General features: G+C 55.3%; 25 protein-coding genes and 2 tRNA genes. 7 read left to right on the top strand and 20 right to left on the bottom strand.

Features of this window, described 5'->3' with window-relative positions; translation table 11 throughout:
- Nucleotide 1: 1 nt before the first annotated feature.
- The 8 genes from rffA to trxA all read right to left on the bottom strand — a co-directional run bounded on the left by rffA (nt 2) and on the right by trxA (nt 8597).
- Nucleotides 2-1132 carry a dTDP-4-amino-4,6-dideoxygalactose transaminase gene (rffA, locus tag LRM19_RS20130; protein ID WP_271369690.1) on the bottom strand — a complete coding sequence of 377 codons (1131 nt, stop codon included), beginning with the start codon at nt 1130-1132 and terminating at the stop codon, nt 2-4.
- Between the two features lie 4 nt (nt 1133-1136).
- The gene (gene rffC / locus LRM19_RS20125) at nt 1137-1814 is read right to left on the bottom strand and encodes a dTDP-4-amino-4,6-dideoxy-D-galactose acyltransferase (protein ID WP_271369689.1); all 678 of its coding nucleotides are present in this window, start codon (nt 1812-1814) and stop codon (nt 1137-1139) included.
- Nucleotides 1811-3073, bottom strand: a complete 1263-nt coding sequence (wecC, locus tag LRM19_RS20120; protein WP_271369688.1) for a UDP-N-acetyl-D-mannosamine dehydrogenase — start codon at nt 3071-3073, stop codon at nt 1811-1813. The genes rffC and wecC overlap by 4 nt, the downstream gene beginning before the upstream one ends.
- Nucleotides 3070-4200, bottom strand: a complete 1131-nt coding sequence (wecB, locus tag LRM19_RS20115) for a non-hydrolyzing UDP-N-acetylglucosamine 2-epimerase (protein WP_136196072.1) — start codon at nt 4198-4200, stop codon at nt 3070-3072. The genes wecC and wecB overlap by 4 nt, the downstream gene beginning before the upstream one ends.
- A 56-nt stretch (nt 4201-4256) precedes the next feature.
- On the bottom strand, nt 4257-5303 hold the full coding sequence (wzzE, locus tag LRM19_RS20110; protein ID WP_111963515.1) for an ECA polysaccharide chain length modulation protein: 1047 nt from the start codon (nt 5301-5303) through the stop codon (nt 4257-4259).
- Nucleotides 5304-5316: 13 nt separating this feature from the next.
- Nucleotides 5317-6420: a UDP-N-acetylglucosamine--undecaprenyl-phosphate N-acetylglucosaminephosphotransferase gene (gene wecA / locus LRM19_RS20105; protein WP_115877004.1), complete on the bottom strand. Its 1104-nt coding sequence runs from the start codon at nt 6418-6420 to the stop codon at nt 5317-5319.
- A gap of 242 nt (nt 6421-6662) precedes the next feature.
- A complete protein-coding gene (gene rho / locus LRM19_RS20100; protein WP_008501566.1) occupies nt 6663-7922 on the bottom strand; it encodes a transcription termination factor Rho in 1260 nt (419 codons plus the stop codon).
- 345 nt (nt 7923-8267) lie between these two features.
- A complete protein-coding gene (gene trxA, locus LRM19_RS20095) occupies nt 8268-8597 on the bottom strand; it encodes a thioredoxin TrxA (protein ID WP_006179218.1) in 330 nt (109 codons plus the stop codon).
- Between the two features lie 144 nt (nt 8598-8741).
- Between trxA and rhlB the strand changes: the two genes are divergently transcribed.
- Entirely contained in the window at nt 8742-10010 is a 1269-nt protein-coding gene (rhlB, locus tag LRM19_RS20090; protein WP_111963512.1) for an ATP-dependent RNA helicase RhlB, read from the top strand.
- Nucleotides 10011-10016: 6 nt separating this feature from the next.
- Nucleotides 10017-11501, top strand: coding sequence for a guanosine-5'-triphosphate,3'-diphosphate diphosphatase (gppA, locus tag LRM19_RS20085; protein WP_021242833.1), 1485 nt, complete (start codon nt 10017-10019; stop codon nt 11499-11501).
- Between the two features lie 50 nt (nt 11502-11551).
- On the opposite strand, the gene rep is transcribed toward gppA, so the two are convergent.
- Entirely contained in the window at nt 11552-13576 is a 2025-nt protein-coding gene (rep, locus tag LRM19_RS20080; RefSeq protein ID WP_271369687.1) for a DNA helicase Rep, read from the bottom strand.
- A 112-nt stretch (nt 13577-13688) separates the two neighbouring features.
- Between rep and ppiC (LRM19_RS20075) the strand changes: the two genes are divergently transcribed.
- Both ppiC (LRM19_RS20075) and ppiC (LRM19_RS20070) read left to right on the top strand, forming a co-directional pair.
- Nucleotides 13689-13970, top strand: a complete 282-nt coding sequence (gene ppiC / locus LRM19_RS20075) for a peptidylprolyl isomerase PpiC (RefSeq protein ID WP_004886860.1) — start codon at nt 13689-13691, stop codon at nt 13968-13970.
- Between the two features lie 50 nt (nt 13971-14020).
- A complete protein-coding gene (gene ppiC, locus LRM19_RS20070; RefSeq protein WP_023309650.1) occupies nt 14021-14302 on the top strand; it encodes a peptidylprolyl isomerase PpiC in 282 nt (93 codons plus the stop codon).
- 93 nt (nt 14303-14395) lie between these two features.
- Here the strand turns inward: ppiC (LRM19_RS20070) and ilvC are convergent, their stop codons facing one another.
- Complete coding sequence (gene ilvC / locus LRM19_RS20065; RefSeq protein WP_021242831.1) at nt 14396-15871, bottom strand: ketol-acid reductoisomerase; 1476 nt, start codon at nt 15869-15871, stop codon at nt 14396-14398.
- Nucleotides 15872-16023: 152 nt separating this feature from the next.
- Between ilvC and ilvY the strand changes: the two genes are divergently transcribed.
- Nucleotides 16024-16914, top strand: coding sequence for an HTH-type transcriptional activator IlvY (gene ilvY, locus LRM19_RS20060; protein ID WP_111963506.1), 891 nt, complete (start codon nt 16024-16026; stop codon nt 16912-16914).
- On the opposite strand, the gene ilvA is transcribed toward ilvY, so the two are convergent.
- The 7 genes from ilvA to ilvL all read right to left on the bottom strand — a co-directional run bounded on the left by ilvA (nt 16911) and on the right by ilvL (nt 23461).
- On the bottom strand, nt 16911-18455 hold the full coding sequence (gene ilvA / locus LRM19_RS20055) for a threonine ammonia-lyase, biosynthetic (protein WP_039267211.1): 1545 nt from the start codon (nt 18453-18455) through the stop codon (nt 16911-16913). The genes ilvY and ilvA overlap by 4 nt on opposite strands.
- Nucleotides 18456-18457: 2 nt before the next feature.
- Complete coding sequence (gene ilvD / locus LRM19_RS20050) at nt 18458-20308, bottom strand: dihydroxy-acid dehydratase (protein WP_115877001.1); 1851 nt, start codon at nt 20306-20308, stop codon at nt 18458-18460.
- A gap of 60 nt (nt 20309-20368) precedes the next feature.
- A complete protein-coding gene (gene ilvE, locus LRM19_RS20045; protein WP_127732610.1) occupies nt 20369-21298 on the bottom strand; it encodes a branched-chain-amino-acid transaminase in 930 nt (309 codons plus the stop codon).
- An 18-nt stretch (nt 21299-21316) separates the two neighbouring features.
- On the bottom strand, nt 21317-21580 hold the full coding sequence (ilvM, locus tag LRM19_RS20040) for an acetolactate synthase 2 small subunit (RefSeq protein ID WP_059354681.1): 264 nt from the start codon (nt 21578-21580) through the stop codon (nt 21317-21319).
- Nucleotides 21577-23223: an acetolactate synthase 2 catalytic subunit gene (ilvG, locus tag LRM19_RS20035; RefSeq protein WP_115876999.1), complete on the bottom strand. Its 1647-nt coding sequence runs from the start codon at nt 23221-23223 to the stop codon at nt 21577-21579. The genes ilvM and ilvG overlap by 4 nt, the downstream gene beginning before the upstream one ends.
- Before the next feature lie 2 nt (nt 23224-23225).
- Nucleotides 23226-23276 (bottom strand): peptide IlvX, encoded by a 51-nt coding sequence (ilvX, locus tag LRM19_RS20030; RefSeq protein WP_166792073.1) that lies wholly within the window; start codon nt 23274-23276, stop codon nt 23226-23228.
- Between the two features lie 86 nt (nt 23277-23362).
- A complete protein-coding gene (ilvL, locus tag LRM19_RS20025) occupies nt 23363-23461 on the bottom strand; it encodes an ilv operon leader peptide (protein WP_001311244.1) in 99 nt (32 codons plus the stop codon).
- Nucleotides 23462-23802: 341 nt separating this feature from the next.
- On the opposite strand from ilvL, the gene LRM19_RS20020 reads away from it, so the two are divergent.
- Nucleotides 23803-25323 (top strand): YifB family Mg chelatase-like AAA ATPase, encoded by a 1521-nt coding sequence (locus LRM19_RS20020; protein ID WP_115876998.1) that lies wholly within the window; start codon nt 23803-23805, stop codon nt 25321-25323.
- A gap of 30 nt (nt 25324-25353) precedes the next feature.
- On the opposite strand, the gene LRM19_RS20015 is transcribed toward LRM19_RS20020, so the two are convergent.
- On the bottom strand, nt 25354-25692 hold the full coding sequence (locus tag LRM19_RS20015) for a DUF413 domain-containing protein (protein WP_008501577.1): 339 nt from the start codon (nt 25690-25692) through the stop codon (nt 25354-25356).
- Between the two features lie 118 nt (nt 25693-25810).
- On the opposite strand from LRM19_RS20015, the gene hdfR reads away from it, so the two are divergent.
- Entirely contained in the window at nt 25811-26632 is an 822-nt protein-coding gene (gene hdfR, locus LRM19_RS20010) for an HTH-type transcriptional regulator HdfR (RefSeq protein WP_133295337.1), read from the top strand.
- Nucleotides 26633-26730: 98 nt separating this feature from the next.
- Here hdfR and LRM19_RS20005 read toward each other — a convergent pair.
- Nucleotides 26731-26806: transfer RNA gene (locus tag LRM19_RS20005), tRNA-Trp, on the bottom strand.
- Nucleotides 26807-26859: 53 nt separating this feature from the next.
- Nucleotides 26860-26936: transfer RNA gene (locus LRM19_RS20000), tRNA-Asp, on the bottom strand.
- Nucleotides 26937-26965 lie beyond the last annotated feature (29 nt).

The raw sequence follows: 26965 nt of genomic DNA, 5'->3' as shown, positions 1-26965 counted from the left end.
ATCAGCCGAAATAACTCAGAAGGGTATTAATCACCGTACGCTGGTTAACGGGCGCGAGGTTGTAGAACAGTGGCAGGCGAAGCAAACGCTCACTTTCTTTAGTGGTGTAGCGGTCTTCACCCGCAAACGTGCCAAACGCTTCGCCGGCCGGACTGGAGTGCAGCGGGATATAGTGGAACACCGCCATAATTTCGGCCTCTTTCAGCCAGGCGATGAGCTCGCTGCGGTCGTCGTTATCGCGCAGCTTGATGTAGAACATATGCGCGTTATGGACGCAATCTGCCGGGATGGTTGGCAGTTCAATACGCCCGGCTTTTGCCAGAGGCTCAAGCGCATCGTAATAGGTTTGCCACAAGGAAAGACGCTGAAGGTTGATACGCTCCGCCGCTTCCAGCTGCGCCCACAGGTACGCAGCCTGCAGATCCGCCATCAAATAGCTGGAGCCGATATCGCGCCAGGTGTATTTGTCTACCTGACCCCGGAAGAACTGGCTGCGGTTAGTGCCTTTTTCGCGGATCACTTCTGCACGCTCCACGAGAGCCCGGTCGTTAATCAGCGTCGCACCACCTTCTCCACCCGCCGTGTAGTTTTTGGTTTCGTGGAAGCTAAAGCAGCCGATGTGGCCGATCGTGCCCAGCGCGCGTCCCTTGTAGGTGGACATCACGCCCTGCGCGGCATCTTCCACCACAAACAGGTTATGTTTTTTGGCGATCGCCATGATGGTGTCCATTTCACAGGCCACGCCCGCGTAGTGAACCGGCACGATCGCGCGCGTTTTGTCAGTGATCGCCGCTTCAATCAGCCTCTCATCAATGTTCATGGTATCCGGGCGGATATCCACAAAAACAATTTTCGCCCCGCGCAGGACAAAAGCATTCGCCGTGGAAACGAAGGTATAGCTCGGCATAATCACTTCATCACCGGGCTGGATATCCAGCAACAGTGCCGCCATTTCCAGCGATGCCGTACAGGACGGGGTCAGCAGCACTTTGGCGCTGCGAAAACGCTGTTCCATCCACTGCTGACAGCGCCGGGTGAAACCGCCGTCACCGCAGAGTTTGCCGCTGCCCATAGCAGACTGCATATAGTCGAGTTCAGTTCCGACAACGGGTGGTGCGTTAAATGGAATCATCTTGTCACCTGTATAACCAGTAGGCGGTGGCGTCGATGTTGGCACCACTCGCAATATAACGTTTAAGCGCCGCGGTGTTGCCCACCTGGGTCGCCACCCGCAGCGTCACAAGCTGTTGCTGTTGCGCCCAGTGCAGCGCCGCCTGCATGAGTTTTTCACCCATGCCGCGCCCGGCTAATAAGCCAATACGCGCCTCGCGCTCGTTGAGCTTACGCAGTGAGACGAACCCCTGGATTTGACCGTCCCCTGCACGGAAAACCAGGCAGACGTGGTCAAAGGTGCCTTTAACCGCATTCTCTACCCACTGGGCATAGAAACGCCCGCTATCGTCAGGTGCATACCAGGGCGCACGAAAGCGGCTCTGCGCAAACGCCTGGGCCGCCATCTGACGCAGGACGGGGATGTCCTGTTCCGTTGCCATTTCCGCACCGGGCACATCGTGCCGGGTGAGGGTTATGGAAAAGTCTACCTCACCTTCAACCAGCTGAAAGCCGTGTTGCTGGAGCGCGTCAAGCAGATCGGCTCGCTCCGCCGAGATCTTAGCCTGCACCCGTTGCCAGGCGGTAAAATCCGGTTCAGTCAGTACCGGCGCGTCATTGCTCAGACGCACGATGGCCGACGGCAGACTGAAAAAGGTACTCTCCCACTGCAGGGGCTCGAGTACCCCGTTCAGGCTGCTCAACGCCAGACACCTTTGGTATCAACTACATACTGCTGACGCACCGCATTAGCGGATGTCGCTTTAAATTCTTTGTGATCCACCAGCAGCACCAGCACGTCCGCCGTCGCGAGCGCTTCATCCAGCGCCGTCAGCGTGCAGTGCCCCGCCAGTTTTGTCGGCAATTCATGGATATTCGGCTCAACCACCAGCGTTTCCCCCTTGTGCCATCCGGCAATCATCTCAGCAATTTCCATCGCCGGGCTTTCACGCAGATCGTCAATGTTGGGTTTGAATGCCAGACCGAAACAGGCAATTTTCAGCTCGCTGGCGCGCTTGCCGCTCTCTGCCAGACAATCCGCTACCGTGGTTTTGACCTGATTGAGCACCCAGTGAGGTTTGCTGTCGTTCACTTCACGCGCGGTGCGAATCAGGCGCGCCTGCGCTGGATTCTGCGCCACGATAAACCACGGGTCGACGGCAATACAGTGTCCGCCCACCCCCGGGCCTGGCTGGAGAATATTCACACGCGGATGGCGATTAGCCAGGCTAATCAGCTCCCAGACGTTAATTCCCTGATCGGCGCAGATGAGTGAAAGTTCGTTCGCAAAGGCAATATTCACGTCACGGAAGCTGTTTTCCGTCAGCTTGCACATCTCGGCGGTGCGGGAGTTTGTCACCACGCACTCGCCTTCCAGGAAAATCTTATACAGCGCGCTGGCACGTTCGGAACAGACTGGCGTCATACCGCCAATGACGCGGTCGTTTTTAATCAGTTCGACCATGACCTGGCCCGGGAGTACGCGCTCCGGGCAGTAGGCGATGTTGATATCCGCCTGCTCGCCAACCTGCTGTGGGAATCTCAGGTCTGGACGGGCCTCTGCCAGCCACTGCGACATCTGTTCAGTCGCCCCCACCGGAGACGTGGACTCGAGGATTACCAACGCCCCTTTTTTCAGCACAGGCGCGATTGATTTTGCCGCCGCCTCGACGAACGCCATGTCGGGCTCGTGGTCGCCTTTAAAGGGGGTTGGGACTGCAATTAGATAGGCATCCGCTTCAACGGGCGTCGTGCTGGCATGCAGGAAGCCTCCTTCCACCGCCTCTTTCACCACACGATCCAGATCGGGTTCCACAATATGAATTTCGCCACGGTTAATGGTTTCTACCGCGCGGGCGTTAATATCCACACCGACAACCTGTTTTTGACGAGAGGCAAACGCGGCCGCAGTAGGCAAGCCGATGTAGCCAAGACCAATGACAGAGATGGTAGTAAAACTCATAGCGATACCCGATTGTGTTTAAGTGCATGCAAAATACGGCCACAAGCCTGCCCGTCTCCATACGGATTATGGGCCCGGCTCATCGCCTGATACGCTTCATCGTCATGCAGCAGGCGCGTGACCTCTTCGACGATGAGCTGCGCGTTGGTGCCGACCAGACGCACCGTACCGGCTTTGACGGCTTCCGGACGTTCGGTCGTTTCACGCATCACCAGTACCGGCTTGCCGAGAGAGGGCGCTTCTTCCTGAATGCCGCCGGAATCGGTGAGGATCAGCCAGGCGTGATTCATTAGCCAGACAAACGGCATGTAGTCCTGCGGTTCAATCAGTAGAACATTGTCGACATGGCCCAGAATGCGATTAACCGGCTCGCTGACGTTAGGATTGAGATGGACCGGATAGACAATTTGCACATCGTCATTTTGCGCAGCGATTTCAGCCAGCGCGTGACAGATTTGCTCAAAACCCCGGCCAAAGCTTTCGCGACGGTGGCCGGTGACCAGGATGGTTTTTTTGCCGTTGTGCAGGAATGGATAGCGGGCAGCGAGGTCTTCCTGAAGATCGCTATTTGCCAGAACGCGGTCACGCACCCAAATTAACGCATCAATGACCGTATTGCCGGTCACAAAAATTTTGTTATCGGCGATATTTTCACGCAGCAGGTTCTGACGAGAATTTTCCGTTGGCGCAAAGTGGTACATCGCCAGATGGCCCGTTAACGTGCGGTTGGCCTCCTCCGGCCACGGCGAATAAAGATTGCCGGTACGCAAACCCGCCTCAACATGCCCCACAGGAATTCGCTGGTAAAACGCGGCCAGGCTTGTCGCCACGGTAGTGGTGGTGTCACCGTGTACCAGCACCACGTCAGGCTTGAATGACTCCAGGATCGGCTTAAGCTCTTGCAGAATGCGACAGGTTATCTCCGTTAAACCTTGCCCCGGTTTCATAATATTGAGGTCGTAATCCGGGACGATGGAAAAGAGCGTTAAGACCTGGTCGAGCATCTCACGGTGCTGGGCCGTGACGCAGACTTTTGCTTCAATATCCGGATCGCTGGCCAGCGCATGAACCAGAGGTGCCATCTTAATGGCCTCCGGCCTGGTGCCAAATACGGTTAGTACTTTCACATCGATTCTCTTCGATTAGGCGATGAAGGCCGCAGCCTTCATCGTAGACGGCGTTCTTAGTTTTTGCGACGACGCGTTAACGCCACGCCAGCGCCCGTCAGTGCGCCTACAATCCCCCACATAATCATCAGGAATGCACGACGCGGACTATCGCGTTTTACAGGTTCTTCAGGCGTTCGCAAATAACGATAGGTCTGAAAACGCGGGTCCAGAGAAGGACCTACATTAAGCGTGTTGAGCATCGCGCGATTTTGATCGTAATCGAGGTCAAAATCAGGACCGACGGCCTGGAGGTTTTCCAGGCGCGCCTGCAGCATGGGGCGGCCAAGGAGGAACATCTCTGAATCAGGCAGCTCATCAGCCGGCACGTCCGTCTCAGTGCGGGAAATATTGTGCTGTTCCGCAATTTTCAGCGCCTGCTCAATATTATGAACACGACGAGCGAAAATGGCTTTAGCCACCTCTTCCTGACGTTTCACCTGTGCTTTCATCTGGATTGTACGAGCCGCCCAGGCGCCTTTAAGCTCTTCGTTAAGATGGCTTGCGGCACGCTGGCTGGCAAACGCGACATACTGACGCAACAGGTTGTTAGCATCCGGCGCAGTTTCTGCAATCAGTTTGACGCTGTCGTTCACGTTACGCAGCGCGTCGCCCGGCATAAACTGAATATTGTTAATCAGATCGTCCAGCAGAGCGGCATCGGCTTTAGTGTTATCAACCCGACGCTGCTTGTAATAATCCGTCTGAGACCAGAAGTCGCGGCGCGTATCCCACGAAGCCAGTTGCATCACAAACTCTTTATAAGCCTCATCCATAACGGAGACCTGATCTGGCGTGGCGAGGTTGGCTTTGATATCCAGGTTTCGCAGGAATTGCTGCTGGGAATAGTATCCCCCAAGCATGTTAACCGTTGGTTTGTCCGTGATTGCCGTGGAGCTCCATTCTTGTTTTGCAAAGAACGTATAGGCCAGCGCTAACAGTGCAAAACCCAGCGCGATCCCCGCAATCCAAAGTTTGCCTGCCCATAACACGCGAAACAAACCCCGAATATCCAGTTCATTCTCAGTTACCACTGATTTCGCTCCCGCCAACGGTTGAGTCATCATAGTCCCGGTTTTACTTAGTTAATGTTGTGTTTTTGCCACTGTTACGACGCATCCGGCGTTTAATACGTTTTATGAACCGCGCTACTTTCCATGCGCGCTTGATGCAGTAGCCGTACAGGAAAAATGCTAGCAAGAATAATGCCAACATAACCCACTCAGGAATGATATGAGAATATTCTGCAGCTACGCCAATTGCGGCCAAAAGAGCAGCGGCCAGAGTAATCAGCACAAACGCCTGACGAGAAGTAAAACCCGCACGCATGATGAGATGATGAATGTGTTGGCGGTCTGGAGAGAAAGGACTCATCCCTTTGCGCAGGCGGCGATACATAATCGCCACCATATCCATCAATGGAATGGCAATAATCCAAAGCGCGGTTACCGGACTTATCGGGTGGGTTTGACCCTGCGTGGTTTCAAGCAGGATCCAGATAACCGTAAAACCAATCAGCGTACTGCCCGCGTCCCCCATAAAGACTTTATAGCGACGGCCCAGCACGCCGAGGTTTAAGAGGATATAAGGCAGAATGGCGGCAATCATGGCAAAACACCACATTGCCAGACTGTACTGGCCATCAAACCATAAGATAATGCCAATAGCGGCGAAAGAAACGGATGACAGTCCACCGAGCAGGCCGTCAATGCCGTCCACCATGTTGAAAGCATTGATTGCCGCCCAGACGGCAAAGAGCGTCAGGAAGAAGCCAAATGGACCCAGAACTAACTCCCACGGGCCAAACACATAGCCGAGGCTACGCAGATACAGTCCGCCGACAACCATCATCACCACGCCAATGGCCGCCTGAACGGTGGCGCGTATTTTCACCGCGATATCGAAGCGGTCATCAAGAGCCCCGACTAACACCAGGACACCGGCGCAGGCAATATAGAGGGCGGCATGCGGGATATAATAGTCAGCAATACCAAACGTGAAGCAAATCCCTGCGTAAACAGAAATCCCGCCGACTAAAGGAATAAGTCCCTGATGGCGTTTACGAAAATTAGGCTTATCCACCAACCCTATTCGTTTTGCCACCTTGCGCGCAATGAACAAAAAACAGGTTGTGAATAAAAAAATACTGATCAGTTCAGTAACGGCGGTGAATAGATTCACAATGGATTGCTCTCAACAAATGTTAGTCCCGGAAGTATAACCATGAAGCCACAGCCTCAGAAGTAATAAAGATGGCTTCTTACAACTCCCTTTGTATATTTTTCAATCAATTATTTCTTTGGCTGCAGAAACGGCCCTATTGTCGCACCGACCGGTCAAAATTGGGAGTAGATGGTACTAGCGTATAGTCCATAAAAGAAAAACGCCACGTAAAAACGTGGCGTTTGCTGGCTTTATTTGCGTTACGAGCGTTTCATCATGTCAAAGAAATCGTCGTTGGTTTTGGTCATCGCCAGTTTGTTAATGAGGAACTCCATTGCGTCGATTTCACCCATTGGATGGATGATTTTACGCAGGATCCACATTTTCTGCAGCTCTTCCTGGGTGGTGAGCAGCTCTTCTTTACGAGTACCGGAACGGTTGTAGTCGATAGCCGGGAAGACGCGTTTTTCAGCGATTTTACGAGAAAGATGCAGTTCCATGTTGCCTGTACCTTTAAATTCTTCGTAAATCACTTCGTCCATTTTAGAACCGGTATCGATCAGCGCCGTCGCAATGATGGTCAGGCTGCCGCCCTCTTCCACGTTACGTGCTGCACCGAAGAAACGTTTTGGGCGATGCAGGGCGTTAGCATCCACACCACCGGTCAGGACTTTACCGGACGCCGGCACCACGGTGTTGTAGGCACGCGCCAGACGAGTGATGGAGTCGAGCAGGATGATCACGTCTTTCTTGTGCTCAACCAGGCGTTTCGCCTTCTCGATAACCATTTCGGCTACCTGAACATGGCGAGATGCCGGTTCGTCGAAGGTAGAAGCAACCACTTCACCTTTAACCAGACGCTGCATCTCGGTCACTTCTTCCGGACGTTCGTCAATCAGCAGCACCATCAGCACGCAGTCTGGGTGGTTATAGGCGATGCTCTGAGCGATGTTCTGCAGCAGCATGGTTTTACCCGCTTTTGGCGGTGCCACAATCAGACCACGCTGGCCACGACCAATTGGTGATGCCAGATCCAGTACACGCGCGGTTAAGTCTTCAGTAGAACCGTTACCACGCTCCATGCGCAGGCGAGAGTTCGCGTGCAGCGGCGTTAAGTTCTCAAAGAGGATCTTATTACGCGAGTTTTCCGGTTTGTCGAAGTTAACTTCATTGACTTTCAACAGCGCAAAGTAGCGTTCACCCTCTTTAGGAGGACGAATCTTACCTGAAATGGTGTCACCAGTGCGGAGGTTGAAACGGCGGATTTGGCTGGGGGATACGTAGATGTCGTCAGGGCCGGCGAGGTAGGAGCTGTCTGCAGAGCGGAGGAAACCAAATCCGTCTTGCAATATCTCCAGCACACCGTCGCCAAAGATATCTTCGCCACTCTTAGCGTGCTGCTTCAGGATGGCGAAAATGATGTCCTGCTTGCGCATACGAGCCTGGTTTTCCAGCCCCATATTTTCGCCGAGAGTGATCAGCTCAGAAACCGGCGTATTCTTTAATTCGGTAAGATTCATAATGGTGTGGGTTCTTAAACTCGGGGTGATTCTCGAACTTAATGTTGTGAATGGTATGGCAGGGTCATCCATGCCTGTTTAGCGGCCATCAACTCATGTCTGTTCGCTGTCTGGTCACAGGGAAAGAACGCAGAACTGAAACGACAAGACGGATTGAGCGACAAGCCCGGAATTTAGCCACTTCACGCACTGTTCATGTCAACAACGGGAAGTATCGGGTAAAACAAGATTCAAACAACAAGATATGTTTAAAACGAAGTCATAGCTAACTTAGCACGACTTCAGCCGGGCGTCCAGAGTTCCACATCATTTAGCCGGGAGCTCTGAACGCACAGCGGAGAAACCTTACGCCAGGTTAGCGTCCAGGAACTCTTTCAGTTGACCTTTGGACAGCGCACCCACTTTGGTCGCTGCCACTTCGCCGTTTTTGAACAGCAGAAGGGTTGGGATGCCACGGATACCGTATTTTGGTGCGGTGCCCGGGTTCTGGTCGATGTTCAGCTTGGCAACGGTCAGTTTGCCCTGATATTCGTCGGCGATCTCATCCAGAATCGGGGCGATCATTTTGCAAGGACCACACCATTCAGCCCAGAAATCGACGAGGATCAGCCCGTCAGCCTTAAGTACGTCCGTGTCAAAACTGTCGTCAGTCAGGTGAATAATTTTATCGCTCATATATAACTCCACAGGAATAAGCCTGGTACGTTGGTTTTGTCTCCACCAACGACGTGTTGATGTCGCATTAACCAACTAAAGGTTGACTTTATTTCACCGGATACGCTTTCGTAAAGCAATAGTAAGCTGATATTCTACCACACTATGAGCAAAACACATTTAACAGAACAGAAGTTTTCCGACTTCGCGCTGCACCCGAAGGTGATTGAAGCCCTTGAAAATAAAGGGTTTCATAACTGCACGCCCATTCAGGCCCTCGCGCTGCCGCTGACGCTGGCCGGTCGCGATGTTGCCGGGCAGGCGCAAACCGGTACCGGCAAAACGATGGCGTTTTTAACGTCAACGTTTCATTATTTACTTTCTCACCCAGCGATTGCAGACCGCAAAGTTAACCAGCCGCGCGCGCTAATTATGGCCCCGACGCGAGAACTGGCGGTACAGATCCACGCAGACGCTGAACCCCTGGCGCAGGCTACGGGCCTGAAGATTGGCCTGGCCTACGGCGGCGACGGCTACGATAAACAGCTGAAAGTGCTCGAAAGCGGTGTGGATATCCTGATCGGTACCACCGGCCGTCTTATCGACTACGCTAAACAGAACCATATTAACCTCGGCGCAATCCAGGTTGTGGTGCTCGATGAAGCTGACCGCATGTACGATCTCGGCTTCATTAAAGACATTCGCTGGCTGTTCCGCCGTATGCCTCCGGCCAATCAGCGTCTGAATATGCTGTTCTCTGCAACCCTCTCATACCGCGTACGCGAACTGGCGTTCGAACAGATGAACAACGCCGAATATGTAGAAGTGGAACCTGAGCAGAAAACGGGTCACCGCATTAAAGAAGAGCTCTTCTATCCTTCCAATGAAGAGAAAATGCGTCTGCTGCAAACGCTGATTGAAGAAGAGTGGCCAGATCGCGCCATCATCTTTGCGAACACCAAACATCGTTGTGAAGACATCTGGGGCCATCTGGCTGCAGACGGTCACCGTGTTGGCCTGTTGACCGGCGACGTCGCACAGAAAAAACGCCTGCGTATTTTGGAAGAGTTCACCCGTGGCGATCTCGATATTCTGGTCGCAACCGACGTGGCGGCACGTGGTTTACACATTCCAGCCGTGACGCATGTCTTTAACTACGATCTGCCAGACGACTGCGAAGACTACGTACACCGTATCGGTCGTACCGGTCGCGCGGGCGCAAGCGGACACTCTATTAGCCTTGCATGTGAAGAGTATGCGCTGAATCTCCCAGCCATTGAGACTTATATCGGTCACTCTATCCCGCAGAGCAAATACAATCCGGAAGCGCTGTTAAGCGAACTGCCGCCGCCTAAGCGTCTAACCCGCCCACGCTCCGGCAATGGTCCGCGTCGTTCAGGCGGCGCACCGCGTAATCGTCGTCGTTCAGGTTAAGAAAATATGCTCAGCTCCACCTCGCTTTATGCGGCAATTGATCTCGGTTCGAATAGTTTTCATATGCTGGTTGTGCGCGAGGTGGCGGGAAGCATACAAACGCTGACGCGCATCAAGCGCAAGGTCCGCCTCGCGGCGGGCCTGAGCAGCGATAACCACCTCTCACCTGAAGCCATGGAACGTGGCTGGCAGTGTCTGCGACTCTTTGCCGAGCGTCTGCAGGATATCCCGCATGCCCAAATCACCGTCGTCGCCACTGCGACACTTCGCCTGGCGGTTAACGCCGTTGATTTTATTGCCAGAGCGCAGGAAATCCTCGGTTGCCCGGTTCAGGTTATCAGCGGTGAAGAAGAAGCTCGTCTGATTTATCAGGGAGTTGCACACACCACGGGGGGTGACGATCGCCGCCTGGTGGTGGATATCGGCGGTGCCAGTACCGAGCTTGTGACCGGCACCGGCGCGCAGGCAACGTCGCTGTTCAGCCTCTCGATGGGCTGCGTGACCTGGCTTGAGCGCTACTTTACCGATCGTAATCTGGGTAAAGAGAACTTCGACGAGGCGGAAAACGCCGCGCGCGAGGTATTACGCCCGGTCATGGATGAACTGCGCTATCACGGCTGGAAAGTCTGCGTGGGTGCGTCCGGGACCGTGCAGGCCCTGCAGGAAATCATGATGGCGCAGGGAATGGACGAGCGGATTACGCTTGCTAAGCTTCAGCAGTTGAAACAGCGCGCCATTCAGTGCGGACGCCTGGAAGAGCTGGAAATTGAAGGCCTGACGCTCGAACGCGCGCTGGTCTTCCCGAGCGGGCTGGCCATTCTTATCGCTATTTTCACCGAGCTGAACATCCAGTGTATGACCCTGGCCGGCGGTGCGCTGCGTGAAGGCCTGGTCTACGGGATGCTGCATCTGTCGGTCGATCAGGATATCCGTAGCCGTACCCTGCGCAACGTGCAGCGTCGTTTTCTGGTTGATATCGATCAGGCAGGACGCGTATCGCAGCTGGCGTCACGCTTCGCCGATCAGGTCGCTAACGTCTGGGATCTTGATCACCTGAGCCGGGATTTACTCCTGAGCGCGTGCGCGCTACATGAAGTAGGGCTGAGCATTGATTTTAAGCAGGCACCGGCTCACGCAGCGTATCTGGTCCGCAACCTTGATTTACCGGGCTACACGCCCGCGCAGAAAAAATTGCTGGCAACGCTGCTGCTGAACCAAACCAATGCCGTCGATCTCTCCTCTCTGCATCAGCAAAACGCCGTACCGCCGCGCGTGGCCGAGCATCTCTGCCGCCTGCTGCGTCTGGCGATCCTGTTTGCCAGCCGCCGCCGCGATGATTTGCTGCCAGCCATTAATCTTGTGGCCGATGACGAGAAGCTTTCGCTGACGCTGCCGGAAAACTGGATTGAACGTCACCCGTTAGGGGCCGAGATGATCGAGCAGGAGTGCCAGTGGCAGAGCTATGTGCACTGGGTGCTGGAAGTAAAGTAATACGCTGAACATTGCCGGGTGGCGGCTTCGCCTTGCCCGGCTACTCATCATTATCCTTTCTCTTTGGCTTTAGCCAGCATGGCGCGAATGTTCGCCACGTTAGCCTGCCCCTTGTGCATCCGCTCTTCCGCGGTAATCACTTTGCGCTCCTGCTCCCAGATCAGGTCATCCTGCGGCAGTTCCAGCAGGAAACGACTCGGCTCCGGGCGGACGAGTTCGCCATACTGGCGGCGCTCTTTACACAGCGTGAACGTCAGCTCTTTCTGCGCGCGGGTGATCCCCACGTAGGCCAGGCGGCGCTCCTCATCGACGTTATCTTCATCAATGCTGCTCTGGTGCGGCAACAATCCCTCTTCCATACCAACCAGATAGACATACGGAAACTCCAGCCCTTTTGACGCATGCAGCGTCATGAGCTGAACCTGATCGGCCTCTTCTTCGCTCTCACCGCGCTCCATCATGTCGCGCAGGGTAAAGCGGGTGACGACCTGCGTCAGGGTCATAGGCTCGTCGATTTCAGAGCCCTCCAGCATTTCGGTCATCCAGCTGAAAAGCTGGTTAACGTTCTTCATGCGCATCTCAGCCGCCTTCGGGCTGGCTGAGGTTTCATACAGCCAGGACTCATAGTCGATGCCGTGAATGAGATCGCGCACTGCAGCCACCGGCTCGCGCTCCGCGAGACGCTGTACTTCGCCGAGCCAGTGGGTGAAGCGGGTTAACGAGTCATAGCCACGCCCGGTTAACGTCTGGCTCAGCCCCATGTCAAAGCTGGCAGTAAACATACTTTTGTTGCGGGTCATCGCCCACTCGCCGAGCTTTTGCAGCGTCGCCGGGCCTATCTCGCGTTTTGGCGTATTCACGATACGCAGAAACGCGCTGTCGTCATCCGGGTTAGTGAGCACGCGCAGATAAGCCAGCAGGTCTTTGATTTCTGGTCGTGAGAAGAACGACGTGCCGCCCGAAATTTTGTACGGAATGCGGTTCTGCATCAGCATCTTTTCAAAGACGCGCGACTGGTGGTTACCGCGATAGAGGATCGCGTAATCCTTATATTCGGTTTTGTTGACGAAGTGGTGAGCGATGAGTTCTCCCGTGACTCGCTCCGCTTCATGATCCTCATTGTTGGCGCTGAGCACTTTCAGCTCCGTTCCGTAGCCCAGTTCGGAGAAGAGACGCTTCTCGAATACGTGCGGGTTATTGGCAATCAGGATGTTTGCCGCCTTCAGGATACGACCGGAGGAGCGGTAGTTTTGCTCGAGCTTAATCACCTGCAGCGCCGGGAAATCTTTGCTCAGCAGCACCAGGTTTTGTGGACGCGCGCCGCGCCAGGAGTAAATTGACTGATCGTCGTCGCCTACCACGGTGAAACGCGCCCGATTCCCCACCAGCAGCTTCACCAGCTCGTACTGACTGGTGTTGGTGTCCTGATATTCATCCACCAGCAGGTAGCGGATTTTATTCTGCCAGCGCTCGCGCACCTCTTCATTGCGCTGCAGCAGCAGCGTGGGCAGCAGGATCAGGTCGTCAAAGTCCAGCACGTTGCACGCTTTCATATGCGCATCGTACAGACCGTAGCAGTGGGCGAAAATCCGATCCCGTTCGCCTTTGGCGATCGCCGCGGCCTGCGCCGGGGTCATCAGATCGTTTTTCCAGTTCGAGATCGTCGAGATCAGCTGCTGCAACAGCACTTTGTCATCTTCGATCAGCCCCTCGGTGAGCTCTTTGAGCAACGCCACCTGGTCGGTGTCATCGAAGAGGGAGAAGTTGGACTTCATTCCCAGCGCCGCATACTCGCGTTTGATGATATCCAGCCCCAGCGTGTGGAAGGTGGAGATTATCAGGCCACGCGCTTCTTTACGGCCAAGCGTCTGACCGACGCGCTCTTTCATCTCACGCGCCGCTTTATTGGTAAAGGTGACCGCCGCAATGTGTCGCGCCTGATACCCGCAGTTGCGGATCAGATGGGCGATCTTGTTGGTGATCACACGGGTTTTACCCGAACCGGCCCCTGCCAGCACCAGGCATGGTCCAGTAACGAATTCGACCGCTTGTTGTTGTCCAGGGTTTAAACGCATGGGAGTGTTGCTCAATCTTCGAACGGGGTGTGGATTGTAGCAGAAAGCCGGGCGCAGATTTACCGGCTAATGATAAAGTGGAGAAATCGCGTTTAACCCGTAGAGCAGAACCATGAAAAAGACCGCAGCAGCCCTGCATATTCTGGTAAAAGAAGAGAAACTGGCCCAGGAGATCCTGGCCAAGCTGGAGCGCGGCATCAGCTTTGATCATCTGGCGAAGCGCTACTCTAAATGCCCTTCCGGGCGCAATGGTGGGGATCTCGGCGAGTTTCAACAAGGTGCGATGGTCGGCCCGTTCGATCAGGCGGTCTTTAGCTGCCCGCTTCTGAAGCCCTACGGCCCGGTAAAAACTAAATTTGGCTACCATATCATTAAGGTGCTTTATCGCCGCTGACGCGTGGTATATTGCGCCCCGATTTATTTCAACCTATTCAAGGCACGATCATGGCAAAAACAGCAGCAGCAGTGCACATCCTCGTTAAAGAAGAGAAACTGGCTTTGGATCTTCTGGAGCAGATTAAAAACGGTGCCGACTTCGGGAAGCTGGCGAAGAAGCACTCCATCTGCCCGTCAGGCAAACGCGGCGGCGATCTGGGTGAGTTCCGCCAGGGTCAGATGGTTCCGGCGTTCGATAAAGTGGTGTTCTCCTGCCCGGTGCTGGAGCCAACCGGCCCGCTGCATACCCAGTTTGGTTATCACATCATTAAAGTGCTGTACCGGAAATAAACAGCAAGGCCTTCTCTAAGAGAAGGCCTTTAATGTTTGCACCCTCTTCCTGTGGGAGAGGGGCGGGGTGAGGGCATCAGCCCGCCCCTGTTGTTAACCCGCTACCGCGATGCGCTTCATATCGGTCATGTAGCCACGCAGTTTGTGACCCACTTTCTCGATCTGGTGGCTGCGAATGGCTTCGTTCACATCGCGCAGCTGCGCGTTGTCCACGGCACCTTCTGCAATCGCTTTACCCAGATCGCCAGTCTGCAGAGTAGTCATAAACTCTTTCAGCAGCGGTACGCAGGCGTAAGAGAACAGGTAGTTACCGTATTCCGCGGTATCAGAGATAACCACGTTCATTTCGTACAGACGCTTACGGGCGATGGTGTTCGCAATCAGCGGCAGCTCGTGCAGTGATTCGTAGTACGCAGACTCTTCGATGATGCCGGAATCCACCATGGTTTCGAACGCCAGCTCAACGCCTGCTTTCACCATCGCGATCATCAGCACCCCTTTATCGAAGTACTCCTGCTCGCCGATTTTACCTTCGTACTGTGGCGCGGTTTCGAACGCGGTTTTACCGGTCTCTTCACGCCAGGTCAGCAGTTTCTTATCGTCGTTCGCCCAGTCCGCCATCATGCCGGAAGAGAATTCGCCGGAGATAATGTCGTCCATGTGTTTCTGGAACAGCGGTGCCATGATGGTTTTCAGCTGTTCAGACAGCGCGTAAGCACGCAGTTTTGCCGGGTTGGACAGACGGTCCATCATCAGCGTAATACCGCCCTGCTTCAGCGCTTCGGTGATGGTTTCCCAGCCGAACTGAATCAGTTTTTCCGCATATGCCGGGTCGGTACCCTCTTCCACCAGCTTATCGAAGCACAGCAGAGAACCGGCCTGCAGCATGCCGCACAGAATGGTCTGCTCGCCCATCAGGTCAGATTTCACTTCGGCAACGAAGGACGATTCCAGCACGCCAGCACGGTGACCGCCGGTCGCCGCTGCCCATGCTTTGGCAATCGCCATGCCTTCGCCTTTCGGATCGTTTTCCGGGTGAACCGCGATCAGGGTCGGCACGCCGAAGCCACGCTTGTACTCTTCACGAACTTCGGTACCCGGGCACTTCGGTGCAACCATCACTACGGTGATGTCTTTACGGATCTGCTCGCCCACTTCAACGATGTTGAAGCCGTGGGAGTAACCCAGCGCCGCGCCGTCTTTCATCAGCGGCTGTACGGAACGCACAACGTCTGAGTGCTGCTTGTCCGGGGTCAGGTTAACTACCAGATCCGCCTGCGGGATCAGCTCTTCGTAGGTACCCACTTTGAAGCCGTTTTCTGTCGCTTTACGCCAGGAAGCACGCTTCTCGGCAATCGCTTCTTTGCGCAGGGCGTAGGAGATATCCAGACCGGAGTCACGCATATTCAGGCCCTGGTTCAGACCCTGTGCGCCACAGCCGACGATGACCACTTTTTTACCCTGAAGGTAGCTCGCGCCATCGGCAAATTCGTCGCGCGCCATGAAGCGGCATTTGCCCAGCTGCGCCAGCTGCTGGCGCAAGTTCAGTGTATTAAAGTAGTTAGCCATGGGTGATACCTCGTGATGTTGTGTGTCTTATTGTTCGGTTCGCGTTTCAGCGAGAATGTACCCACATTACAACAGGAAATTTATTGCGGAAATTGATATATTCACAACGTCATGTTGCAATTTTTGCAATGTAAAAAGAGGGAGTGGAATCGGTGGATTTACGCGATCTGAAAATGTTCCTGCACCTGACGGAAAGCCGTCATTTTGGCCGCAGCGCCCGGGCGATGCACGTTAGCCCCTCCACGCTTTCACGCCAGATCCAGCGCCTTGAGGAAGACCTCGGCCAGCCCCTGTTCGTGCGCGACAACCGCACCGTCACCCTCACGGAAGCGGGCGAAGAGCTACGCATTTTTGCCCAGCAGACGCTGCTGCAGTACCAGCAGCTGCGGCACTCGATTGACCAGCAGGGGCCGTCACTTTCCGGCGAGCTGCATATTTTTTGCTCCGTGACCGCCGCTTACAGCCATCTGCCGCCCATCCTTGACCGCTTCCGCGCGGCGCATCCGTCGGTTGAAATTAAGCTCACCACCGGCGATGCCTCCGACGCAATGGAAAAAGTGGTGACGGGCGAAGCGGATCTCGCCATTGCCGGGAAACCTGAAACCCTGCCGGGCGCGGTGGCATTCTCCATGCTGGAGAATCTGGCGGTGGTACTCATTGCCCCGGCGCTGCCCTGCCCGGTGCGTAACCAGGTGTCGGTGGAAAAACCGGACTGGTCCACGGTACCGTTTATCATGGCCGATCAGGGGCCGGTGCGCCGTCGTATTGAGCTGTGGTTCCGCCGCCAGAAAATCAGCAACCCGTCGATTTACGCCACGGTCAGCGGCCATGAGGCGATGGTGTCGATGGTGGCGCTCGGCTGCGGCGTGGCGCTGCTGCCGGAGGTGGTGCTGGAAAATAGCCCGGAACCGGTGCGCAATCGCGTGATGATTCTGGAGCGCAGCGATGAGAAAACGCCGTTTGAGCTTGGCGTGTGCGCACAAAAAAAGCGGCTGCATGAGCCGCTTATTGATGCGTTCTGGACGATATTGCCGAACCACTAACCTGCCAGGAAGAACCTGAACGCCGGGTTATGGGTTTCGTCGTGACACTCATAGCCCAGCTCGTTCAGCCGCGTTTCGAAATCCGGCTCGTGCTCGCCCAGTTCAAACGCCGCCAGCACGCGGCCGTAGTCGGTACCGTGGCTGCGGTAGTGGAAAAGGGAGATGTTCCAGTGCGTGCCCAGTGTGTGCAGGAACTTGAGCAGCGCGCCCGGCGATTCCGGGAACTCAAAGCTGAACAGGCGTTCCCTGAGCGGCTTCGATGGACGCCCGCCGACCATGTAGCGCACGTGCAGCTTCGCCATCTCATCGTCGGAGAGATCGACTACGCTATAGCCGCCTTCATGCAGCAGATTAAGGATCTCTTTACGCTCCTCCACGCCACGGCTCAGACGCACGCCGACAAAAATGCAGGCGTCTTTGGCATCGGCAAAACGGTAGTTAAACTCCGTCACCGAACGGCCGCCCAGCAGCTGACAAAATTTCAGGAAGCTGCCCTTCTCTTCCGGAATGGTCACCGCCAGCAGCGCTTCACGCTGTTCCCCCAGCTCGCAGCGCTCGGACACGTAGCGCAGACCGTGGAAGTTCACGTTGGCACCAGAAAGCACGTGCGCCAGACGCTCGCCGCGAATGTTGTGCTGCGCGATGTATTTTTTCATGCCCGCCAGCGCCAGAGCGCCGGACGGTTCCGCCACCGCACGAACGTCTTCGAAGAGATCCTTCATCGCCGCGCAGATCGCATCGCTATCCACCGTGACGATATCGTCGAGATATTCCCGGCACAGGCGGAAGGTTTCGTCGCCAATACGCTTCACCGCCACGCCCTCGGCAAACAGCCCGACGCGCGGCAGGTCTACCGGATGCCCGGCATCCAGCGCCGCTTTCAGGCAGGCAGAATCTTCCGCTTCCACGGCAATGACTTTGATCTGCGGCATCAGCTGTTTGATCAGCACCGCCACGCCTGCGGCTAAGCCACCGCCGCCCACCGGAACAAAGACGCGGTCGAGATGGGCATCCTGCTGCAGCAGCTCCAGCGCCAGCGTGCCCTGCCCGGCAATCACCATCGGGTGGTCGAACGGCGGCACCCAAGTGAAACCCTGCTGCTGCGCCAGCTCAATCGCTTTGGCTTTTGCTTCGTCAAAGTTAGCCCCGTGGAGTAATACTTCACCGCCGAAACCGCGCACCGCGTCGACCTTGATGTCTGCGGTAGCAACCGGCATCACGATCAGCGCTTTCAGCCCCAGACGAGCAGACGAGAACGCCACGCCCTGCGCGTGGTTGCCCGCCGACGCGGTAATCACGCCGCGCGCTTTTTGCTCATCGGTAAGTCCGGCCATCATCGCGTAGGCACCGCGCAGCTTGAAGCTGTGCACCGGCTGGCGGTCTTCGCGCTTCACCAGAATGACGTTGTCGAGGCGCGAAGAGAGTTTTTCCATTTTCTGCAGGGGCGTGACCTGCACGGCTTCATAGACCGGTGCGCGCAGCACCGCCCTGAGATATTCCGCCCCCTCAGGGGCGGCGGATAAGGGTTGTGACTCGGCCATCGTTAGCCCCCGAGTTTCGATTTATCGCGCACCGCGCCTTTATCTGCACTGGTGGCAAGGCTCGCGTAGGCGCGCAGGGCAAAGGAGACTTCGCGCTGGCGATCTTTCGGCGTCCAGGCTTTGTCGCCGCGCGCTTCCTGCGCTTCACGACGGGCTGCGATCTCCTGGTCACTCAGCTTGAGCTGAATGCCGCGATTCGGAATGTCGATTTCGATCAGATCGCCGTCTTCGATGATGGCAATGTTGCCGCCGCTTGCCGCTTCCGGGGAAACGTGGCCGATAGAGAGGCCGGAAGTACCGCCGGAGAAACGCCCGTCGGTGATCAGCGCGCAGGCTTTACCGAGGCCCATCGATTTCAGGAAGGTGGTTGGGTAGAGCATCTCCTGCATGCCCGGACCGCCTTTCGGCCCTTCGTAGCGAATGACAACCACGTCGCCTTCAACCACTTTACCGCCAAGGATGGCGTCTACCGCTTCATCCTGGCTTTCGTACACCTTCGCCGGACCGGTGAATTTCAGGATGCTGTCGTCCACGCCTGCGGTTTTCACGATGCAGCCGTTTTCCGCAAAGTTTCCGTACAGCACGGCCAGGCCGCCGTCTTTGCTGTAGGCGTGTTCCAGCGAGCGGATGCAGCCTTCGGCGCGGTCATCGTCCAGCGTGTCCCAGCGGCAATCCTGGGAGAAGGCCTGCGTGGTACGAATACCGGCAGGACCGGCGCGGAACATTTTTTTCACCGCATCGTCTTTGGTCAGCATCACGTCGAACTGGTCCAGCGATTCCGGCAGCGTCAGCCCGAGCACGTTTTTCACGTCACGGTTCAGCAGACCGGCGCGATCCAGCTCGCCGAGGATACCGATGACGCCACCGGCACGGTGCACGTCTTCCATGTGGTACTTCTGGGTACTTGGTGCGACCTTACACAGCTGCGGCACTTTGCGGGACAGCTTGTCGATATCGCTCATGGTGAAGTCGATTTCGGCTTCCTGCGCGGCGGCCAGCAGGTGCAGAACGGTGTTGGTGGAACCGCCCATGGCGATATCCAGCGTCATGGCGTTTTCGAACGCGGCTTTACTGGCAATGCTGCGCGGCAGCGCGCTGGCGTCATCCTGCTCGTAGTAGCGCTTGGTCAGCTCAACGATACGTTTACCGGCGTTGAGGAACAGCTGCTTACGGTCGGCGTGGGTCGCCAGCAGCGAGCCGTTGCCCGGCTGAGACAGGCCCAGCGCTTCGGTCAGGCAGTTCATGGAGTTCGCCGTGAACATACCGGAACAGGAGCCGCAGGTCGGACACGCGGAGCGTTCCACCTGATCGCTCTGCTCGTCAGAAACTTTCGGGTCCGCGCCCTGGATCATCGCATCGACCAGGTCGAGCTTGATGATTTTGTCGGAGAGCTTGGTTTTCCCCGCTTCCATTGGGCCACCGGAGACGAAGATCACCGGAATATTCAGACGCAGGGAAGCCATCAGCATCCCCGGGGTGATTTTGTCGCAGTTGGAGATACAGACCATGGCATCGGCGCAGTGGGCGTTAACCATATACTCTACGGAGTCGGCGATCAGCTCGCGCGACGGCAGTGAATAGAGCATGCCCCCGTGACCCATCGCGATACCGTCATCGACCGCAATGGTGTTGAACTCTTTCGCCACGCCGCCGGAGGCTTCGATTTGCTCGGCTACCAGTTTACCCAGATCGCGCAGGTGCACGTGGCCCGGTACGAACTGGGTGAAGGAGTTCACCACGGCGATAATCGGCTTACCGAAATCGGCGTCGGTCATTCCAGTGGCGCGCCACAGCGCGCGGGCACCCGCCATGTTGCGGCCGTGGGTGGTGGTGGCTGAACGATACTTAGGCATGCTTTATTGACTCCCGTCTGACTATGTAATGGGACGGTGCGTGCCGTCCCAAATTTATGCTTAGTGATTAACCTGATCCAACCAGCCGTATTTATCTTCTGTTTCGCCGGTGAAGAGGCCAAAGAACGCTTTCTGAATGCGTTTGGTGACCGGGCCACAGCGGCCTTCGCCCACCTGAATACCGTCTACGCTGCGCACCGGGGTGATTTCAGCCGCGGTACCGGACATAAACACTTCATCGGCCAGGTACAGGGATTCGCGGGACAGCACCTGCTCGCGCACTTCGATACCCAGGTCTTTCGCCAGCTTGATGATGGCGTCACGGGTGATGCCCGGCAGCGCGGAGGAGGTGAATGGTGGCGTAAACAGAATGCCGTCTTTCACTTCAAACAGGTTTTCACCTGCGCCTTCGGAGATGTAGCCATTCACATCGAGCGCGATGCCTTCCTGGTAACCGTGACGGCGCGCTTCGCTGCCGACCAGCAATGAAGAGAGGTAGTTACCGCCCGCTTTCGCGGCGGTCGGGATGGTGTTTGGCGCAACGCGGTTCCAGGAAGAGACCATTGCGTCGATCCCCTGCTCCAGGGCTTCAGCACCCAGGTAAGCACCCCACGGGAACGCGGCAATGATCACATCAGTGGTATAGCCGGCCGGCGGGTTCACGCCCATACCGACGTCACCCACGAAGACCAGCGGACGAATATAGGCGCTGGTGAGGTTGTTCTTACGGATCACGTCGCGGCAGGCTTCCATCAGCTCATCAACGCTCTGAGATACCGGGAAACGATAAATTTTGGCTGAGTCATGCAGACGCTGCATGTGTTCGCGATGGCGGAACACCACTGGCCCTTTGTGAGAATCGTAGCAGCGGATGCCTTCAAACACGGAGGTACCGTAGTGCAGCGCGTGGGACATCACGTGGACCTTCGCGTCCTCCCAGCGAACCATCTCACCGTTGAACCAAATGTAATCAGCTTTTTTTGTCGTCATTTTTTCGTCCTGTCACGCTTAAGCGCGGATTTGTTGTGATGTGGTTGTGCTCTGGCAGATGGCAACATGGGCAACGTCTACCAGCTTTGATAACTGACTAAACAGTAAGTCGACCGGCCGCGGGCTGGCAACGGTTAATTCGATACTGATATTCCGGGCGTCAGTGGCTGTCTCCATATTCATAGAGCAAATCTGAAAACCACGATGACGCACCACACGCAAAACGCGTTCTAAAGTTTCCGGGTTGAAGCGAGCCTGTACGGCGACCTGATGCTGCATCATGATAATTTCTCCATCATTTGTGAGTTACTGGCACCAGGCGGTACCAGCGGCCAGACGTTCTCGAGTTCGTCGATTGAGACATGAAGCAGGTAAGGCCCATCGCTGTTCAGCATGGTGTCGAGCGCCGCTTCAACCTGATCTTTACGGGTGATGTGCTGGCCAGGGATGCCAAAGGCGCTGGCCAGGGTGAGGAAATCGGGGTTATCGGTGAGAGTCGTTTCGCTGTAGCGCTCCTGGAAGAACAGCTGTTGCCACTGGCGAACCATCCCTAAACGCTGGTTGTCGAGCAAGACGATTTTCAGCGGCAACTGCTTGCGTTTAACGGTGCCGAGCTCCTGGACGTTCATCATGAAGGAGCCGTCACCGGAGATACAGATAACGGTATCGTTCGGGCGGGCGACCTGCGCGCCAACGGCTGCTGGCAGACCGAAGCCCATCGTCCCTAACCCACTGGAGGTGATGAAATTTTCCGGGCTGGTGTAGGTCATATGCTGCGCGGACCACATCTGGTGCTGGCCGACGTCGGTGGTGACGACGCTATCAGCAGGTTTGCGATCCGACAACTGCTTCAACAGCAGCGGCGCGTAGATGGCCTCGCCGGGGTGATCGTAACGCCATGCGTGCTCGGCGCGCATATCGGCGGTGTGCTGACGCCATGCGTTGATATCCAGCGGCTTCTGCAATGCCGGTAACAGCGCGTTGAGATCGCCCTGCAGCGCAACGTGCGCCTGACGCAGCTTGTTCATCTCCGCCGGGTCGATATCCATATGGATGACTTTAGCGTTCGGCGCAAAGGTATTCAGCTTGCCGGTGACGCGGTCGTCAAAACGGGCACCTACGGCGATGAGCAGATCGCACTCCTGCACCGCCAGGTTTGCCGCTTTGGTGCCGTGCATCCCCAGCATGCCCAGATAGTACGGGTAGTCTGCATCTACCGCACCCAACCCTTTCAGCGTGCAGGTGGCAGGTATTTGCGTTACCGCGATAAATTCACGCAGGGCGGGAACGGCCTGCGCCATCCCGACGCCACCGCCGACGTACAGCATCGGCTGTTTCGCCTGCGCCATCATCTGACGGGCCTCTTCAACTTCCGCATGCGGAAACGCGTCGTCGCTTTCAACGGTGGAGAAGTGGGGTTCCAGATCGCCAGGTGCCACCTGGATATCTTTCGGGATATCGACCAGAACCGGACCAGGACGGCCTGAGCTGGCCACTTCGAAAGCTTCTGCCATTACGCGCGGCAGCTCTTCCAGAGACTGAACGAGGAAACTGTGTTTGGTGCAGGCCAGCGATAAACCCAGTACATCGACTTCCTGAAAAGCGTCGGTACCGATGAACGGAGACGCCACCTGCCCGGTGATGGCGACAACGGGAACGGAATCCAGCAGCGCGTCAGCCAGGCCGGTGATGAGGTTAGTTGCGCCTGGGCCTGACGTCGCCATACACACGCCGGTTTTGCCGGTCGCGCGGGCGTAGCCAATGGCCGCCATCACTGCGCCCTGCTCGTGTCGGCACAAGAGATGTTCCACGCCGCCGTCATACAGTGCATCGTAAATCGGCATAATTGCGCCACCTGGATAACCGAATACTGTCTCGACTCCCTGCGCGCGCAACGCATGTACTACCCACTGTGCCCCATTCATAGTTAGTTCCCCGTCATAAATCGGGAGAAACAGAATTTTGTGCTAGTCGTCATTCTCTGCTCCTCATTTACGTTTTTTAGTCATAAAAAAACCCCCGGACCTTTCGGTGCGGGGGTCTTAGTTCGTTAAGGCTTGATTTCTAAGCCTTTCCTCGTCCAAGTGCAGCCCCGCACGGTGGGATAATAATCACCACCACGCTAATCACGACCAGGCTAATCACTCGTAGAAGGGCTGTCATTTTCAGTTCTTTTTGCATCTTGTTCGAAGGAATACCTAAAGAGTTATCACAGTTTTTAAATCAAACACAAGATTTATTTATGACGGATTTGATTAGGCAGCGAATCATATTTCTTAAAATCTTTGTTTTATATAAAGAAATTAGAAAATGAATATTTTTCATTTTTTTACTGCAGTTCTTAACGTCAAAACGGGGCTTTTTACATTCTGCGAGGAAGCTTCCACGGTTATGCAATTGTTTCAGCGTGCGCTTAAAATCTCTGAACAGGCGGCGTAAATCAGCAAAATGACGCTAAACAGACAAAAAAGGCGCTGGCATAGTCACACCAGGAGGTAGTGCAAATGTCACTGTCAGTTGTTTATACGCGTGCGGCTCTCGGGGTAAAGGCACCGCTTGTTTCCGTTGAGGTTCATTTGAGTAATGGGCTACCCGGACTCACGCTTGTCGGTTTACCTGAAACGACGGTTAAAGAGGCCAGGGATCGCGTTCGCAGCGCAATAATAAATAGCGGTTATACCTTCCCTGCGAAGAAGATCACCATCAACCTTGCTCCCGCCGATCTGCCTAAAGAGGGGGGACGATACGATTTACCTATCGCAATTGCCCTTCTCGCGGCTTCTGAGCAGCTTAATACGACAAGGCTAGGCTCGTATGAGTTCGTGGGTGAACTCGCGCTCACAGGCGCGTTAAGAGGCGTTCCCGGTGCGATATCAGGAGCGCTGGAGGCCATACGTGCCGGGCGGCAAATCATTGTCGCAAATGAAAACGCATCAGAAGTGAGTCTTATCGCCGAGAAAGGATGCCTCATCGCGGGACATTTACAGGAAGTTTGTGCCTGGCTGGAAGGACGACATGAACTGTCCGAGCCGGAGGAGTGTGACGATGTTATAACCGACGTCCCGGAGGATCTCAGCGAGATTATGGGGCAGGAGCAAGGGAAACGGGCGCTGGAGATTACGGCCGCAGGTGGGCACAATCTTCTGTTGATTGGTCCACCAGGTACGGGGAAAACGATGCTGGCGAGCAGGTTGAGTGGATTGCTTCCACCGCTCAATAATCATGAAGCGCTGGAAAGCGCAGCCATATATAGCCTCATCAGTTCTGCATCGTTGCAAAAACAGTGGCGCCGTCGCCCTTTTCGTTCCCCGCATCATAGCGCTTCACTGACGGCAATGGTCGGCGGCGGGTCTATCCCCGGGCCGGGAGAGATCTCACTGGCCCATAATGGAATTCTATTTCTCGATGAGCTGCCCGAGTTTGAGCGCCGCGTGCTGGATGCACTGAGAGAACCTATTGAATCTGGCGAAATACATATCTCGCGCACGCGGGCCAAAATAAGCTATCCCGCGCAGTTTCAGCTGGTCGCGGCGATGAATCCCAGCCCGACGGGCCACTACCAGGGAAACCATAACCGCTGTACGCCGGAGCAGACGTTGCGCTATCTGGGTAAGTTATCCGGCCCGTTCCTCGACCGTTTCGATTTATCCCTCGAAATCCCCCTTCCTCCGCCGGGTCTGCTCAGGCAGACGGGTATCACGGGTGAAAGCTCAGCGGATGTACGCGAGCGGGTGATTGCGGCCCAGACGCGACAGTATGCTCGTCAGAACAGGCTAAATGCGCGGCTAGATAATGCCGGGATCCGGCAGTTTTGTTCCCTTAACAGTGAGGATGCGGGATGGCTGGAGGAAACGTTGACCCGCTTTGGGCTGTCTATACGTGCGTGGCAGCGTTTGCTAAAAGTGGCCAGAACCATTGCTGACGTGGAGGGGTGCACTGACATTGAGAGAAAGCATTTGCAGGAGGCGCTGAGCTACCGCGCTATCGATCGTTTGCTGCTGCATCTGCAGAAGTTGCTGGCATAAAAAAAGGGGCCGTAGCCCCTTCTCTTCATTTTAATCATCAGACTCGGTGTAGTCTTCTGCACCTTCCATCTGCGGCTTGCCGCCAGACAGCGTATGGAAGCGCTTTGGACGCTTAATGCGTGCCATATACTTGATCCACACACGTTCCGCTTCAGACTGAGGCTCACGCTCACCACGGCAAACGGAAACAAACTGTTTTTCGTCTTCGGTCGCAGGTTCACGCTTACCCAGATCCAGCTCGTTAAAGGCATAACCATGGCGCTCAAGCAGTTGAGCTTCTTTGATGGTGAAATCGCCGTGACGAGAGAACCCGCGCGGATAATGTTTATTGTCGAAAAAACGATTAGTCGTCGTAAAGCTTTCCGCCATCCTACACGCTCCTAATTCTTTGGCCGAGCTATTTATGGCGCGGAGTATTAGTTACGCTTGACAGAGTGTAAAACAAAACATTTAAATCATAACGACAAATAATTTTGCGGAGAAAGATGTGGATACGGAATTGCTTAAAACTTTCCTTGAAGTGAGCAGAACACGCCACTTTGGGCGAGCAGCTGAAGCCCTTTACCTGACGCAGTCAGCAGTCAGTTTTCGTATTCGACAGCTGGAAAATCAACTGGGTGTGAATCTTTTTACTCGCCATCGCAACAATATTCGCTTAACGCCTGCCGGTGAGAAACTGCTGCCGTACGCAGAAACGCTCATGAATACCTGGCAGGCAGCACGTAAAGAGGTGGCGCATACTTCGAGGCATAATGAGTTCTCGATTGGGGCCAGCGCTTCTCTGTGGGAATGTATGCTAAGTCAGTGGCTTACCCGGCTGTATCATTCACACGGCCACCTGCAATTTGAAGCGAGAATTGCGCAACGGCAGTCGCTGGTTAAGCAGCTTCATGAGCGTCAGCTTGATCTTCTGATCACAACTGAAGCCCCCAAGATGGACGAATTTAGCAGCCAGATTGTAGGCCAGTTTGGTCTGGCGCTTTATGCCTCTGAACCTTCGATGATGAAGGCAGATCTGACCTATTTGCGCCTGGAATGGGGGCCAGATTTTCAGCAGCATGAGACTGGATTGATTGCACCTGATGATGTTCCACAGTTAACGACCAGCTCTGCGGAGATCGCCTGTCAGCAACTGCCCTTGCTGAGAGGATGTACCTGGTTACCTGTTCGCTGGGCAGACGCTAAAGCGGGGCTGCATACGGTGATGGATTCCACCACGCTTACCAGACCGCTGTATGCAATTTGGCTGCAAAACAGTGATAAGCAAGCACAGATAAAAGATCTGTTAAAAATCAATGTAATGGATTGATACATCAGCCAGCAGAAATGCTGGCTGAATATTAAGAAGAGGCCTTTTGCTGGATTTCAGGCAAAAAAAAATCCTTTGCCGAAGCAAAGGATTATATATGGCAGGGGCGGAGAGACTCGAACTCGCGACACCCGGTTTTGGAGACCGGTGCTCTACCAACTGAGCTACGCCCCTAAAGTTTTTTGCCATTAAGCCTGCCAAAAAGGCAGGCTTAATGTCTTAATAAGTGGCGGAACGGACGGGACTCGAACCCGCGACCCCCTGCGTGACAGGCAGGTATTCTAACCGACTGAACTACCGCTCCACCGAAGACTGCTTGTAACCACCGGATTT

It is taken from the genome of Enterobacter sp. PI-10 (genome assembly GCF_027947695.1).
GTDB lineage: Bacteria > Pseudomonadota > Gammaproteobacteria > Enterobacterales > Enterobacteriaceae > Enterobacter > Enterobacter vonholyi.
Note: the sequence above shows the minus strand (reverse complement) of the source record. Positions and strands in the feature narration are given on the sequence as shown.